The organism is Streptomyces sp. NPDC007189 (assembly GCF_040703635.1).
Classification (GTDB): domain Bacteria; phylum Actinomycetota; class Actinomycetes; order Streptomycetales; family Streptomycetaceae; genus Streptomyces.
Map to the genome: position 1 here is coordinate 389,970 of NZ_JBEYEY010000004.1, position 12,864 is coordinate 402,833.

The 12,864-nt window shown below is 73.5% G+C and carries 16 protein-coding genes and 1 pseudogene; 10 read left to right on the forward strand and 7 right to left on the reverse strand.

Annotated features, from left to right (window positions below):
* Positions 1–744 (reverse strand): hypothetical protein (locus AB0950_RS10925; protein WP_366778338.1); only part of this gene is annotated, 744 nt, incomplete at its 3' end.
* A gap of 208 nt (positions 745–952) precedes the next feature.
* Here AB0950_RS10925 and AB0950_RS10930 point away from each other — a divergent pair.
* Both AB0950_RS10930 and AB0950_RS10935 read left to right on the forward strand, forming a co-directional pair.
* Entirely contained in the window at positions 953–1,594 is a 642-nt protein-coding gene (locus AB0950_RS10930) for a phosphoribosyltransferase family protein (RefSeq protein ID WP_366778339.1), read from the forward strand.
* Between the two features lie 36 nt (positions 1,595–1,630).
* Positions 1,631–3,043 (forward strand): RtcB family protein, encoded by a 1,413-nt coding sequence (locus tag AB0950_RS10935; RefSeq protein WP_360146109.1) that lies wholly within the window; start codon positions 1,631–1,633, stop codon positions 3,041–3,043.
* A gap of 27 nt (positions 3,044–3,070) precedes the next feature.
* Here the strand turns inward: AB0950_RS10935 and AB0950_RS10940 are convergent, their stop codons facing one another.
* Positions 3,071–3,529 (reverse strand): archease, encoded by a 459-nt coding sequence (locus tag AB0950_RS10940; RefSeq protein WP_360146106.1) that lies wholly within the window; start codon positions 3,527–3,529, stop codon positions 3,071–3,073.
* Positions 3,530–3,690: 161 nt separating this feature from the next.
* On the opposite strand from AB0950_RS10940, the gene AB0950_RS10945 reads away from it, so the two are divergent.
* Positions 3,691–4,116: a CBS domain-containing protein gene (locus tag AB0950_RS10945; RefSeq protein ID WP_366778340.1), complete on the forward strand. Its 426-nt coding sequence runs from the start codon at positions 3,691–3,693 to the stop codon at positions 4,114–4,116.
* 45 nt (positions 4,117–4,161) lie between these two features.
* Positions 4,162–4,353 (forward strand): annotated as a pseudogene (locus tag AB0950_RS10950) (hypothetical protein); the annotation flags it as partial.
* Between the two features lie 21 nt (positions 4,354–4,374).
* Here AB0950_RS10950 and AB0950_RS10955 read toward each other — a convergent pair.
* Positions 4,375–6,087, reverse strand: a complete 1,713-nt coding sequence (locus AB0950_RS10955; protein WP_366778341.1) for a carbohydrate binding domain-containing protein — start codon at positions 6,085–6,087, stop codon at positions 4,375–4,377.
* Between the two features lie 272 nt (positions 6,088–6,359).
* Between AB0950_RS10955 and msrA the strand changes: the two genes are divergently transcribed.
* A complete protein-coding gene (msrA, locus tag AB0950_RS10960; protein WP_360146097.1) occupies positions 6,360–6,881 on the forward strand; it encodes a peptide-methionine (S)-S-oxide reductase MsrA in 522 nt (173 codons plus the stop codon).
* A 47-nt stretch (positions 6,882–6,928) separates the two neighbouring features.
* Here msrA and AB0950_RS10965 read toward each other — a convergent pair whose 3' ends face one another.
* Both AB0950_RS10965 and AB0950_RS10970 read right to left on the reverse strand, forming a co-directional pair.
* The gene (locus tag AB0950_RS10965) at positions 6,929–8,002 is read right to left on the reverse strand and encodes an NAD(+)/NADH kinase (RefSeq protein WP_360573595.1); all 1,074 of its coding nucleotides are present in this window, start codon (positions 8,000–8,002) and stop codon (positions 6,929–6,931) included.
* Between the two features lie 309 nt (positions 8,003–8,311).
* Positions 8,312–8,506 (reverse strand): DUF2795 domain-containing protein, encoded by a 195-nt coding sequence (locus tag AB0950_RS10970; RefSeq protein ID WP_360146091.1) that lies wholly within the window; start codon positions 8,504–8,506, stop codon positions 8,312–8,314.
* 176 nt (positions 8,507–8,682) lie between these two features.
* Here AB0950_RS10970 and AB0950_RS10975 point away from each other — a divergent pair, with 176 nt between their 5' ends.
* The 5 genes from AB0950_RS10975 to AB0950_RS10995 all read left to right on the forward strand — a co-directional run bounded on the left by AB0950_RS10975 (position 8,683) and on the right by AB0950_RS10995 (position 11,899).
* Positions 8,683–8,829 carry a hypothetical protein gene (locus tag AB0950_RS10975; RefSeq protein WP_360146088.1) on the forward strand — a complete coding sequence of 49 codons (147 nt, stop codon included), beginning with the start codon at positions 8,683–8,685 and terminating at the stop codon, positions 8,827–8,829.
* A gap of 10 nt (positions 8,830–8,839) precedes the next feature.
* Positions 8,840–9,163 (forward strand): DUF2795 domain-containing protein, encoded by a 324-nt coding sequence (locus AB0950_RS10980; RefSeq protein WP_360146085.1) that lies wholly within the window; start codon positions 8,840–8,842, stop codon positions 9,161–9,163.
* A 112-nt stretch (positions 9,164–9,275) separates the two neighbouring features.
* On the forward strand, positions 9,276–10,790 hold the full coding sequence (locus tag AB0950_RS10985) for a cytosine permease (protein ID WP_366778342.1): 1,515 nt from the start codon (positions 9,276–9,278) through the stop codon (positions 10,788–10,790).
* On the forward strand, positions 10,787–11,338 hold the full coding sequence (locus AB0950_RS10990; protein WP_366778343.1) for an isochorismatase family protein: 552 nt from the start codon (positions 10,787–10,789) through the stop codon (positions 11,336–11,338). The genes AB0950_RS10985 and AB0950_RS10990 overlap by 4 nt, the downstream gene beginning before the upstream one ends.
* A gap of 162 nt (positions 11,339–11,500) precedes the next feature.
* Complete coding sequence (locus AB0950_RS10995; RefSeq protein WP_360146076.1) at positions 11,501–11,899, forward strand: SseB family protein; 399 nt, start codon at positions 11,501–11,503, stop codon at positions 11,897–11,899.
* 117 nt (positions 11,900–12,016) lie between these two features.
* Here the strand turns inward: AB0950_RS10995 and AB0950_RS11000 are convergent, their stop codons facing one another.
* Positions 12,017–12,415, reverse strand: coding sequence for a MarR family transcriptional regulator (locus tag AB0950_RS11000; RefSeq protein ID WP_330341604.1), 399 nt, complete (start codon positions 12,413–12,415; stop codon positions 12,017–12,019).
* Positions 12,416–12,500: 85 nt separating this feature from the next.
* Positions 12,501–12,851: a VOC family protein gene (locus AB0950_RS11005; protein ID WP_360146073.1), complete on the reverse strand. Its 351-nt coding sequence runs from the start codon at positions 12,849–12,851 to the stop codon at positions 12,501–12,503.
* Positions 12,852–12,864 lie beyond the last annotated feature (13 nt).

Here is a 12,864-nt window from a genome sequence, read left to right on the forward strand (position 1 = left end):
CTCGGTGTCTCGGTTCTTCCCGGCGAGCCGGTCCTGCCCGGTGGCCCGGTCCTGCCCGATGCCCCGGCCCCTCCGGATGCCCCTGCCCTTCCTGGCGCCCCGGTCCGGCCCGGTGCCCTCGTCCCTCCCGGCGCCCCGGTCCCTCCCCGTGTCCCGATCCGGCCCGGTGCCCTCGCCCCTCCCGACGCCCCTGCCCCTCCCGACGCCCCAGCCTTTCCTGGCGCCCCGGTCCTTCCCCGTGCCCCGGCGTTTCCCGGCGTCCCGCTCCTTCCCAACGCCCCGCTCCGTCCCCGTGCCCGTAGGCAAGCTGGGACGGGCGCTGCCGCCAGGGAGTTCCTCCGCCACCGGAACCGGCTGCCGGTACCGCGTGGAGGTGTCGATGCGGGGCGCGGCCCGGCCCAGGGAGCGGGCCGTGGCCCTCGCCTCGTCCATGTCCGGCACGGACACGGCAAGGAAGCGGAAGGGGGCGGAGGGCCGCAGTTCGACGCACACCACGGGTCTGCCCGCCCGCAGGGCCACGAAGTCCGTACCGCCGTGATGGCCGCGCGTCCCGACGGACCGGCCGCCGGGAATCCAGAGGCCGCGCCGCGGGACTCCGCGCAGGGCGCGCCACCACTCGGTTTCGGCCGTCACCCGGCACACCTCCGCCAGCGCCACCCGCACTCCACCGCGGCGCGCGGCCGCCCGCTCCCACCAGGACAGCCGTACGACCAGGTCGTCCCCGTCGACGAGCATCCGTGCCATCGCCCATCTCCTCCGATCGCTACGGCGCCGCACCGTCGGGCGGCCGCCCGGTCCCCGTGTCGCGCCGGCACTGCCCGGGTACCCGGCCGGGGCGCCGGAGGCAGGTGTGCCATGCCCGCCGGGCCGGCCGACCGGCAGGGGCGTCGCCGGGCGAGGTCACCGATCCGGAGGCACGGCCCGCCGGTGACGTGGAAGGAGCGGACGGGACATGCGGTTTCATGATCGTGTCCATGCCGGGCGGGAGCTGGCCGAACGGCTGCGCATCCGGCAGGAGGCCGGGGCGCTGACGCATCCGGTCGTGCTGGCCCTGCCGCGCGGCGGGGTGACGGTGGCCCGCGAGGTGGCGCGGGCGCTGGAGGCGCCGCTCGACGTGCTGGTCGCGCGCAAGATCGGGGCGCCGTTCCAGGAGGAGCTGGGCGTCGGCGCGCTCGCGGGCGACGATCCTCCGCTGTTCGACAAGCGGACCCTGGACGAGTTCGGCCTCAGCGAGGAAGAACTGGGCGACGTGCTGGAGCGGGAGCGGGTGGAGCTGCGCCGGCGGGAGGAGCGGTACCGGCAGGGCCGTCCCGCGCCCGAGCTGCGGGACCGTACCGTGATCCTGGTGGACGACGGGGTGGCCACCGGGGCGACCGCGCGGGCGGCGCTGCGCTGGCTGCGCCGGCAGTCGCCGGAGCGGGTGGTGCTGGCGGTGCCGGTGTGCTCGCCGCAGGCGGCCGAACTGCTGCGGGGCGAGGCCGACGAGGTGCTGTGCCTCCAGCGGCCCGCCGTCTTCCTGGCCGTGGGAGAGTGGTACGAGAGCTTCGAGCAGCTGACGGACGACGACGTGCTCGCCGCGCTGCACGGACAGTGACCAGGGGCGCGCCGCCGAGCCGGAGCGGAGGCCGCGATGGAGTTGGTCGAGGAACGTTCCTTCCGCTACCGCATCGAGCCGCAGGCGGACATGCGCGTACCCGGGATCGTGTTCGCCTCCCGGGAACTGCTCGCGGACGCCGAGCAGTCCCTGGAACAGGTCGCGCACGTGGCCACGCTGCCCGGCATCGTCGCCGCCTCGTACGCCATGCCGGACATCCACTGGGGGTACGGCTTTCCCATCGGCGGGGTCGCCGCCACCGACGTGGCCGACGGCGGGGTGGTCTCGCCCGGCGGCGTCGGCTTCGACATCTCCTGCGGGGTGCGGCTGCTGGCCGCCGACTGCGACGGCGACACCCTCCGGCCCGCGCTGACCGCGGTGATGGACGGCCTGGACCGGGCGATACCCCGCGGGGCCGGGCCCGGGGGCGTGTGGCACCTCGGCGATCCGCGCGAGCTGGAGTGGCTGCTGGCCGGCGGGTCCCGCTACGCCGTGGAGCAGGGGCACGGCGAGGAACGCGACCTGCTGCGCTGCGAGGACGGCGGTGCGGTCGCCGACGCGGACGTGACACAGGTCGGGCAGCGGGCCCGGGAGCGGGGCCTCGGCCAGGTCGGCAGCCTGGGATCCGCCAACCACTTCCTGGAGGTGCAGCAGGTCGCCGAGGTGTACGACGAGCAGGCCGCGGCCCGGTTCGGGATCGCACCGGGCCAGGTGTGCGTGATGATCCACTGCGGCTCGCGGGGCCTCGGCCACCAGATCTGCACCGACCATGTGCGCCTGATGGACCGCGCGATGGCCCGGTACGGCATCACCGTGCCCGACCGGCAGCTGGCCTGCACGCCGGTCGACTCCCCCGAGGGGCAGGCCTATCTCGGGGCCATGGCCGCGGCCGCCAACTACGGCCGGGCGAACCGGCAGTTGCTGTCCGACGCGGCGCGCGGCGTGTTCCGGCGCGCCGCCGGCGCCCGGCTGTCGCTGGTGTACGACGTCTCCCACAACCTCGCCAAGATCGAGACGCACCCGGTGGACGGTCGGCCGCGGCGCCTGTGCGTGCACCGCAAGGGCGCCACCCGCGCCTTCCCGCCCGGACACCCCGAACTGCCCGAGGACATCAGGGAGTTCGGTCAGCCGGTGCTGATCCCCGGCACCCTCGGGACGGCGTCGTACGTGCTGGCCGGGGTGCCCGGCGGCGACGCCTTCCACTCCACCTGCCACGGCGCGGGCCGCACCATGAGCCGCCACCAGGCCGCCCGCTCCGTCACCGGCACCGAACTGCGGGCACGGCTGAACCGGGCGGGCATCGCCGCCCGCCCGAAGTCCTGGCGCGGCCTGACGGAGGAGACACCGGAGGCGTACAAGGACGTCGACGCCGTGGTCAGCGCGAGCGAGGGGGCGGGGCTGTGCCGGAAGGTCGCCCGGCTGGTGCCGCTCGGAGTGGTGAAGGGGTGACGCGGGCGCCTGCGCGGGCGGGCGCGGTCATACGTCCACGATCACCGAGCAGGACCAGCCGTACGCGTCCGGGCCGATGTGCAGCTCCTGCCAGGAGACGCCCTTGGGCACCGCACCGACGATGGCGACGTCCGCGAGGCCGGCGAGCGACAGCCGTACCTCCAGGCCACCGTCGTCGGCGGGCTCCACCTCCACGTCGACGGGGATCCGGCCGGTCACCTCGAGCCGGTAGACCACCTCGTCCAGCAGCGCCACCAGCAGGTCCGGGTCGTCGCCGGGAGCGAGACGGAGCCGTTCCATCGTCTCGGGATGCGCGTGCGACACGTCCGCGAAGGCCTCGACCAGGGCGCGTACGGCCTCGGTGAGGCAGCGCTCCCGGGTGGCGCCCCATGCCTGCAGACGCGTGTCCGCCGTGTGCGGCATCGAGCGGTGGCCGTCGTCGCCCTCGCGCCGTGCGCGCAGCTCGTCGCTGATGTCACCGACCATGGCTGCCGTGATCCCTTCTGCGAGCCCTCGTCTCGATTGTCCCGCCGGGGGCGGCGCGGCGCCGACCGAGCCCGCGGCACCGGGTGCCGGGTTTGCCCGTGCCGTGCCGGGCTACGCGGGCGGGACCGTATGCCTCACCATCCCGGATCCGGAGGTGCCCGATGACCCGGCGGATACGTGACGTGATGTCGCCCGGCGCGGTGGCGGTGGAGCCGATGACCTCGGTGGAACGGGCCGCGCTGCTCATGCGTGAGCACGACATCGGCGACGTCCTGGTCGCCTACGACTGCGATCTGTTCGGAGTGCTCACCGACCGCGACATCGTGGTGCGCACGCTCGCCGCGGGACTGGACCCGCACACCACCGCGGTCGGCACGGTGTGCAGCCGGCCTCCGGTGCTCACCGTGAGCCCGGAGGACACCACGGACCGCGCGGCCGAGCTGATGCGCCACCACGGCCTGCGCCGGCTCCCCGTCGTGGAACACGGCGGCTGCCCGGTCGGGGTGGTCAGCCTCGGCGACCTGGCGGCCGCGGACGACCCGCACTCGGCGCTGGGCGGAATCAGCACGGCGGCCCCCAACCACTGACCGGAGTCACCTGCGCGACGGGGACGCGCCTCCGCGGGGGTGACCGGCGGCCGGATCACCGTGACGGAGGGCCGGCGCCCGAGCCCCGCCGCCGACAAGGGCGCCCGCTGGACCCCGGCTGAGGCGGCCGGACACTCCTCGCCGAGTCGGAGCCCGCAGCCGATGTACGGGCGCGACACATCCCCGGTGAACCCGTGCAGCAGGACCAGGGGCCTGCCCTCGCCCACGTCCCGGTAGGCGAGGCGGACACCGTCACGGCTAGCCGAGGGTGAAGTCGTCCGCGTGGACGTCGGACTGGCCGTACCAGCCGTGGACGTACACGGTGACGGTGCCGCTGCTGCCCGTGGTGAAGTGGACCGTCAGCTGGTTCCAGCTCGTGTCGTTCGACCACGTGCTGGCCGTGGCGCCGCCGCTGACCCCGATGTAGGCGTAGGGCCCCTGGACCCAACCGGTGAGCGTGTAGCTGTGGTTGGGGGACAGGGTGACGCTCTGGTCGCACTCGCCGGTGCCGCTGGAACTCGGCGTGACCTGGAGGGCGTGGCTGCCGCTGTGGACCGGGCCGGAGACCACCGCGCCGCCGCCCGTGCACGTCCAGGGGCTCAGGCTGCCCGTCTCGAAGCCGGCGTTGGCCAGTGAACCCCCGCCGCCCCCGCCCCCGCCGCCGGCGGTGACGGTGAGGGTGTAGGTCGCGCTGTGGCTGCCGCCGGCGGCCGTACCGGTGACGGTGATCGGGTAGGTGCCCGCGGCCACGGACGAGCCGACCGTCGCCGTCAGCGTCGAACTGCCGCCAGAGGACACCGAGTTGGGGGTGAAGGAGATGCTGACACCGGAGGGCGCGCCGGCGGCGGAGAGGCTGACGGACTCGGCGCTGCCGGAGGTGACGGCCGTACGAACCGTCGCGGTCGCCGAACCGCCCTGGGCGACCGAGGCGGAACCCGGCGCCAGGGACAGCGAGAAGTCACTGGTCGTGCCACCGCCTCCGCCACCGCCCGAGCCCTCGTACGGCACGAACGCGTCCGTGAACGCGAGGCTGCTCTGGCTGATCTCGCTGCACGTGGGCAGCGAGTTGGCGCTTCCGCTGCACGGCTGGTCGCGGTTGACGGACCAGAACGCCAGCCGCCCGACGCCGTTCTGCGCGGCGAAGTTCTCCACGGTCTGGGCGTCCGCCAGGGTGAACGTGGAGCCGTCGTCGTTCTTGCCGATCATCGGGGTGATCCCGAGGTTGGCGTACGTGTAACCGGGGTCCACGGACTGCATCTGCGCCAGCGTGGCCCTGGCCGCGTCGATCGCGCCCTGGCCCATCTCGGTGCCCGTGCCGGCGTAGTAGTCCATGGCCATGATGTTGACCACGTCGATCCTGATGCCCGCGTTCTTGGCGGCCTTGAGGATGGTGACGCCGTCGTTGGTCAGGCCGCTCGTCAGCACAGGCAGGGTCATGGAGAACTGCAGGCCGGGATTGGCCGCCTTGAGGTCCTTCATCGCCTGCATCTGGCGGGCCGCGGCAGCGGTGTCCGCGACGGCGGCGCCCTCGACGTCGAAGTCGAGCCGGGTGACGCCGTAGTCGTCGATGAGGGCCTGGTACCCGGCGTCGATGCTGCTCTGGGTGGAGCACGTCCAGGCGAGCGGTTCGCCGCTCGCCCCGCCGGAGGAAATGATGACGGAGGCGCCCTCGGACTTCGCCCTGGCGATCTCGGGGTCGGTGTAGGAGTCGTTGCCGACGGGCAGGGTGTCGCCCCAGATCTGGGTGCAGCCCTCGCCGAGCACGAACGCCGCGGTGTAGGCCTTCAGGTGGTGTGCGGTGACGGCGGTGTCGAGGAGCCCTTCCTGACTGTTGGACATGTCGACATAGGGGGCCACGGAGTAGACGCTGCTCGCCGCGGCGGCGCTGCCGGGGGACGCCAGAGCGACGACGGCGCCGGTGGCGGCGAGCGCGAACGCGCATGCGGAAGCCGCAAATCTTGCCAGGTGCATGACAGTGCCCCTCCCGGGGATGCCTCGGGCCTGGAGTGGTGGGTTGGTGGGGTGGTGCCGTGCGGGGCCGAGGTTGGTACATACCAAAGCGCCGGGGTGAGCCCCCGTCAAGAGGACTAGACCAAGTTGGTGGCAGCCGGATTTCCGGTCCCCGGCGGGCAGAGGGCGCCACGGTGGCCGTTCGTTGATCGCGCGTGGGCGGTATTAGGCTGGGGGACCGTCCGGCCGGCACGTCGACGACCGGGCCGGGGCCGAGCTTCAGGGAGTGACCGATGACCGTGGGAACCGAGCGGGCCGTCCTGGCGGGCGGTTGTTTCTGGGGCATGCAGGATCTGATCCGCAAGCAGCCGGGCGTGGTGTCCACCCGTGTCGGCTACAGCGGCGGCGACACCCCCAACGCCACCTACCGCAACCACGGCGACCACGCCGAGGCCATCGAGATCCTCTTCGACCCCGCGGTCACGAGCTACCGGGACGTCCTGGAGTTCTTCTTCCAGATCCACGACCCGACCACCAAGGACCGCCAGGGCAACGACATCGGGCGCAGCTACCGGTCCGCCATCTTCTACGCCGACGAGGAGCAGCACCGCATCGCCGTGGACACGATCGCGGACGTCGAGGCGAGCGGGCTGTGGCCGGGGAAGGTGGTCACCGAGGTCGAGCCGCTCGGCGACTTCTGGGAGGCGGAACCCGAGCACCAGGACTACCTGGAGCGCTACCCCAACGGCTACACCTGCCACTTTCCCCGGCCGAACTGGAAGCTGCCGCGCCGGCAGTCGGCCACGACGGACTGAGCGGCGCACGTTCCGGCGCCGCGCGGACCCGCCCGCGGACCCGGACGTCAGGAGAGCCGGTGCGCGTCCTCGGGCGCCGGAGGCAGGGCGAGGTGGGCCAGGTCGCCCGGCGGGGGCGTGGTCACCGGCCACAGGGGAGCGGCCTCCCCGTCGGCGAGCGCGGCCGGCGCGTCGGTGAGGTTCATGCGCTCGCGCAGCCGGCCGTAGAAGTCCGTCGGACCCAGCCGCACCGCCCTCAGCCGGCGCGGCGCCGCGTACACGCCGATCCAGTCACCGGGGCTCAGCACCCCGCGCAGCTGGCCGTCGATGCTCACCGCCGCCTGGCCGGAGCGCGGGAGGATGCGCAGCGCGACGGGCTCGTCGGGAGCGGCCACGACCGAGCGGTTGAACACCATGTGCGGGGCGACCGGCGTGAAGACCAGCGCCTCGGCGCGCGGGGAGACCACCGGGCCGCCGGCGGCGAAGCTGTACGCGGTGGAGCCGGTCGGCGTGGCCACCAGCAGCGCGTCGGCGGAGTAGGAGGCCAGCAGCCGGCCGGCCAGATAGACGGCGACCGACACCTGCCGGTCCCGGGCGAGCTTCTCCACGACGACGTCGTTCAGCGCGGTGACGTTCAGCGCGACGCCCCAGTTGTCGCCCACCTCGCACTCCCCCCGCACCCGCGGGGGCGGCAGCATCGGCCCGCGGCCGTACCGCAGCAGCGCCTCCATCTGCGCGGGCACCTCCAGCCGGCAGGACGCCCGCATGGTCAGGAGCATCCGGCTCTCGACGGTGATCCGCTCCTCCTGGACCGCGTTCAGGGCCGCGCGCACCGCCGGGGCCGGAACCTCGGTGAGGAAGCCGACGCGGCCGAGGTCCACGCCGAGGACCATGGCGTCGTTCTCGGCCGCCAGCCGGGCGCCGCGCAGGAAGGTGCCGTCGCCGCCGAGGGTGACGATGAGGTCCGGGTCGCCCGCCGCGTCGACCTCCTCCCGCGCGCTGTGCCGCGCGCCTTGCCGCCACACGTCGATGTCGGCGCACCCCACGGCGTGCTCCGCGCACCACTCGCGCACCGCCTGCGCGGCGGCCAGGGCCTCGGCACGCCCGCCGTGCACCACCAGACCGACACGGTTCACCGCCATGACCGACCGCCTCCGCACCGTCGTATGTCCGCCTGATTGCCGACCCGCCCCCACCTCGCCATCCTCACCGCCGATCGCTCCGGGCGCGACACGCGCCACGACCGCAGGACGCGACCGCCCGGCCGGGCGCGGGTGAGCGCATTCCGGCCACCGGCGCCGGACCGGTGACCGCGGGCGGCGAGGACGAGCCCGGCGCACCGCGGCAGCAGTCGTCCATCCGGCGCCGGTGACCAACGGCGACGGAGACCCGGCACCCGCACGCGCGAAGGCCGGGGCGAGGAGCCCCGGCCTCCGCACACCGGTGTCCGGTCATTCGTTCCGGAAGATGGCCTTGCTCACCTCGGCCGGGTTCTGGAACTCCTTCTTCCCGAGGTGCGAGATCCGCTCGGTGATCTCCTTGGGCGCGTGGTTGTCCTGCGCGACTTTCTCGAGCTGCTCCCGGTTGGCCGGGTACTCCGCGCCGGACAGGGCTTTCTGCAGATCGGGGGGGCTGATACCCGCCATGGTTCCTCCAGGCGGTGAGAAGGTCGGTTGTTTCTCCCGCGCGCCGCATCCGGCGCCGGGACTGCCCAGGTACCCATCCCGGGGCGGCGGATTCACGCATGCCGGCGGGTGATGGGACATCCGGCGGGCGGGTACCCGGGGCTTCGGAAACAGACCGGACGCGTCCGGGAGGCCCCATGAGCGACGACATGGCCACCCCGTCCCAGGCCGAGGGCGAGCGGGAGGCGGACGAGGCGGGCACCGAGGTGCCGCCCCGCACCACCCCGTCCCAGGCCGAGGGCGAGGACACCGGCGAACAGGACGTCGGCGACGGCGACGACTGAGGGAGGCAAGATGAGCACGGCACACACCAGCGTCCCCGAGGTGCTGGCGGCAGTGAAGGACGTGTCGTACCCGGCCGACAAGGAACACCTGGTCGAGGCCGCGCGCGAGGCGGGCGCGTCCGACGAGGTCCTCAAGGCTCTGCGGGGCATCCCCGCCGAGCAGTACACGGGCCGCGAGGACGTCGCGCGGTCGGTGCGGGTGGACCCGGACTCCGACCTCGACCGCACCGCCGCGCAGCGAGCGGAACAGGCACGCGAGGGAGGCAAGCCCGGCCTCTCCCAGCACCTGCGGGAGGAGCCGAGGACCCCCATCCAGGAGGAGTTCGACCGCTGAACCTCCCACGTCCGCCGGGCAGTTCCGTCATGGACCGGCGTCCTTGACGCCCCTGGTGCCCCCGCCTAGCGTGCTCGCACACGTCCGCACAGGTAGGGCAGGTGGCTCGGCCATGACGGAATCCCGCGACCCGCTCGGCGCCGCCGACGGCAGCTCGGCCGGCCGCCCGACGCGGGTGGAGACACACGGCCTCGACGTGATCGGGGACGCCGAGCGCAAGGGCACCCCGCGCACGCTGTTCTGGCCCTGGTTCGGAGCCAACGTCTCCGTCCTCGGCCTGAGCTACGGCGCCTTCGCGTTCGGCTTCGGCATCTCCTTCTGGCAGGCTCTCGCGGCCGGCGTGCTCGGCATCGTCGTGTCGTTCCTGCTGTGCGGGTTCGTCGCGGTCGCCGGGAAGCGCGGCTCGGCGCCCACGATGGTGCTCAGCCGGGCCGCTTACGGAGTGCGCGGCAACCGGCTGCCGTCCGTCGTCTCCTGGATGCTCACCGTCGGCTGGGAGACCGTCCTCACCGCGCTCGCCACCATGGCGACCGCGACCGTCTTCCGCCGCCTCGGCTGGGGCGGCGGCACCGAGACCGAGATCGTCGCCCTGGCCGTGGTGGCCGCGCTGACCGTCGTCGGCGGCGTCATGGGATTCGACGTCATCATGCGGCTGCAGACGGCGATCACCGTGATCACCGGCGTCCTCACCGTCGTCTACGTCGGCCTCGTCGCCGATCGCGTCCACTGGAGCGCGGTCAGTGCTGTCCCCGCGGGCTCCGCGCAGGAGTTCATCGGCGCGCTGGTGTTCATGATGACCGGCTTCGGCCTCGGCTGGGTCAACGCCGCGGCCGACTACTCCCGCTATCTGCCCCGCGATTCGTCGGGCCGCGGCGTGATCGGCTGGACCGCCTTCGGCGCATCCCTGGCCCCGCTGCTCCTGCTGGTCTTCGGCCTGCTCCTGGCCGGCTCCTCGCAGCAGCTCAGCAAGGCCGTCGCGGCCGACCCGATCGGCGCGCTCACCACGATCCTGCCCACCTGGTTCCTGGTGCCCTTCGCCGTGGTCGCCGTCCTCGGCCTGGTCGGCGGCGCCGTCCTCGACATCTACTCCTCGGGTCTGGCCCTGCTCTCCGCCGGCCTGCCGGTGCCCCGCTATCTGGCCGCCTTCCTCGACGGCGTCCTGATGATCGCCGGCGCGGTCTACATCGTGTTCTTCGCCGACGACTTCCTCGGCCAGTTCATGGGCTTCCTGACCACGCTCGGCGTCCCCATCGCCGCCTGGTGCGGCATCATGCTCGCCGACCTCGCCCTGCGCCGCCGCGACTACGACGACGGCGACCTCTACCGACCGCACGGCCGCTACGGCGACATCCCGCTGCCGCCCCTGCTCCTCACCCTCGCCGCCACGGCCGTCGGCTGGGGCCTGGTCACCAACACCGCGGCGAGCTGGCTCACCTGGCAGGGCTACCTCCTCGGCCCCCTCGGCCTGGGCGGCAGGACCGGCGCCTGGGCGTACGCCAACCTCGGCGTCCTGGCCGCGCTGGCCCTCGCCTTCCTCGGCACCCTGCCCACGGGCCGGCGCCGGGTCCGCGCCCAGGAGGCACAGTCACCCAGCCCGCTGACCAGCGAAGGAGCGCTCCACCCATGACCGCAGGACACCTCGCCGTGATCGACATGCAGCGCGTCTTCGCCGACCCGGCGAGCCCCTGGGCCGCCCCCCGCTACGCCGACGCGGCCGCGGGCGTCCGCAGCCTGTTGCCCGCCTTCGCCGGCCGGGTGACCTTCACCCGCTTCGTGGCCCCGGCGAAACCGGCCGGAGCCTGGCGCGACTACTACGCCGAGTGGCCCTTCGCCCTCCAGCCCCCGGACGCCGGACTCTGGCAGCTCACCGACGAGTTCGCCGACCTGGCCGACGCCGTCCTGGACGCCCCCGCCTTCGGCAAGTGGACCCCGGAACTCGCCGCGCGCCTCGGCCCCGCCGACCGGCTGGTCCTGGCCGGTGTCAGCACCGAGTGCTGCGTGCTCTCCACCGCCCTGGCCGCCGCCGACGCGGGCACCGAGGTCCTCGTGGTCGCGGACGCCTGCGCCGGCGCGGACGACGACTCCCACCTCAAGGCCCTGCAGATCATGGAAATGTACCGCCCACTGATCCGGGTCACCGGGGTGGACGCCGTGCTGGCGGAAGCGGGGCCGTGACCTGTCTCCACCGTCCCCGCCATCACGGGACCCGCCCCGTCACCGCATCTCCTCCGGTCCTCGACGCATGGCCCGCGGCCCGCCGGGTACGCGAGGCGGAGCACGCCCGGGCGCCGTTCGCTCCCGGGTGGCCGTAACACCGTCGCTACCAGGGGATCTGCCATGGAGACACCCGCACACAACGACCTGCCGACGCCCGCCCAGCAGGCGCTGGACGCGCTGGCGGTGAACGCCGAGGACGAGACCGCGCTGGATGTCCTCGCCCACAGTGACGTGCTCGTCCCCGTGCCGGACGACGCGGTCGACGGCGAGGGCGCCGACGCCACGAGCGTCGCCCTTCCGGTGCTCGAACAGCCCGGAGGCGACCCGGTCGTCCCCGTCTTCACCACCGAGGGCGAGATGACCGACCTTCTGCCGTTCGTCTCCCGCTACCGGCTGATCCCGCTGGGCGCCCTGGCCTCCCAGTGGCCCGACGACGACCTCTCCCTGGCCATCGACGGCAGCTCGACCCACGCTCTGACGCTGACGTCCCAGGGCGTGCGCACGCTGCTCGCCAGGTGAGGCAGGGTCCCCTGCCGCACTCCGGGCCCAGAGGCGGTCGTCGCAGGGCTCCGGAGGGAAGGTGGCCCGGCCCGGAGTTCGAGGAGCGGTGCAGGACGACGGGACCGAGCCCGTCCGCTAGCGCTCCCGGCCGGCCAGCATCCGTTCCAGCACGGCGCGCTGCAGCGGGCGTACCTCGGCGTGCAGGGCGCGGCCCTTGGGCGTGAGGGCCACCCACACCCCGCGCCGGTCCTCCGCGCACACCGAACGCTCGACCAGGCCGTCCTTCTCCAGCCGGCTGATCAGCCGGGACAGCGCGCTCTGGCTGAGATGCACCCGGCCGACCAGGTTCTGCACCCGGCACTGGTCGCCCTCCGCGGGCGACTCGGCGGCCAGGATGTCCAGCACCTCGAAGTCGCTGGCGCCCAGCCCATGGGGATGCAGGGCCCGGTCGATCTCACACATGGTGCGCGCGTGCACGGCGAGGATGTCCCGCCACCGTTCCTCGAGCCGGGCATCGGCCGTCTTGACTGCCATACCCGCACCGTAGCACCGATCCAGCCAATCGTTGAGTGTGCAACTAGTGTGGATGCGGGCGGGACCGGCCGCGTCCTGCCGGTGCTCAGGCGACCGGGTCCTGGAGCAGGCCCACCAGGTTGCCGTCGGGGTCCTTCACGGAGGCGACCAGCCGGCCGTTGCCGACGTCCCGCACGTCCTGGACCACCTCGGCGCCCGCCTCCAGCAGGCGCGCGAGCCGCTCCCGCAGATCGGTGACGTGCCAGAACGGCACCGGCCCGGTCAGGCCCTGGGCATGCCCGTTCGGGTCGAGGCCGACGTCCTGGCCCTCGGCCTTGAAACCGACGTAGTAGGGCTCGTCCACGTACGGCTCGGTCCCGAGCAGCACGGTGAACAGGGCCTTCGCCCCGTCCCTGTCCTTGACGGGGTAGATGATCGTCTGCAGGCCCGCGGTCATGGGACTCTCCTTC

What these genes read in the sequence shown, in the direction of transcription:
- AB0950_RS10970 (WP_360146091.1), bottom strand. Translation starts at nt 8,506, where the DNA reads ATGGCGGGTATCAGCCCCCCCGATCTGCAGAAAGCCCTGTCCGGCGCG.
- AB0950_RS11000 (WP_330341604.1), bottom strand. Translation starts at nt 12,415, where the DNA reads ATGGCAGTCAAGACGGCCGATGCCCGGCTCGAGGAACGGTGGCGGGAC.
- AB0950_RS10945 (WP_366778340.1), top strand. Translation starts at nt 3,691, where the DNA reads ATGACCCGGCGGATACGTGACGTGATGTCGCCCGGCGCGGTGGCGGTG.
- AB0950_RS10940 (WP_360146106.1), bottom strand. Translation starts at nt 3,529, where the DNA reads ATGGTCGGTGACATCAGCGACGAGCTGCGCGCACGGCGCGAGGGCGAC.
- AB0950_RS10985 (WP_366778342.1), top strand. Translation starts at nt 9,276, where the DNA reads ATGACGGAATCCCGCGACCCGCTCGGCGCCGCCGACGGCAGCTCGGCC.
- AB0950_RS11005 (WP_360146073.1), bottom strand. Translation starts at nt 12,851, where the DNA reads ATGACCGCGGGCCTGCAGACGATCATCTACCCCGTCAAGGACAGGGAC.
- AB0950_RS10965 (WP_360573595.1), bottom strand. Translation starts at nt 8,002, where the DNA reads ATGGCGGTGAACCGTGTCGGTCTGGTGGTGCACGGCGGGCGTGCCGAG.
- AB0950_RS10980 (WP_360146085.1), top strand. Translation starts at nt 8,840, where the DNA reads ATGAGCACGGCACACACCAGCGTCCCCGAGGTGCTGGCGGCAGTGAAG.
- msrA (WP_360146097.1), top strand. Translation starts at nt 6,360, where the DNA reads ATGACCGTGGGAACCGAGCGGGCCGTCCTGGCGGGCGGTTGTTTCTGG.
- AB0950_RS10990 (WP_366778343.1), top strand. Translation starts at nt 10,787, where the DNA reads ATGACCGCAGGACACCTCGCCGTGATCGACATGCAGCGCGTCTTCGCC.
- AB0950_RS10935 (WP_360146109.1), top strand. Translation starts at nt 1,631, where the DNA reads ATGGAGTTGGTCGAGGAACGTTCCTTCCGCTACCGCATCGAGCCGCAG.
- AB0950_RS10930 (WP_366778339.1), top strand. Translation starts at nt 953, where the DNA reads ATGCGGTTTCATGATCGTGTCCATGCCGGGCGGGAGCTGGCCGAACGG.
- AB0950_RS10955 (WP_366778341.1), bottom strand. Translation starts at nt 6,087, where the DNA reads ATGCACCTGGCAAGATTTGCGGCTTCCGCATGCGCGTTCGCGCTCGCC.
- AB0950_RS10995 (WP_360146076.1), top strand. Translation starts at nt 11,501, where the DNA reads ATGGAGACACCCGCACACAACGACCTGCCGACGCCCGCCCAGCAGGCG.
- AB0950_RS10975 (WP_360146088.1), top strand. Translation starts at nt 8,683, where the DNA reads ATGAGCGACGACATGGCCACCCCGTCCCAGGCCGAGGGCGAGCGGGAG.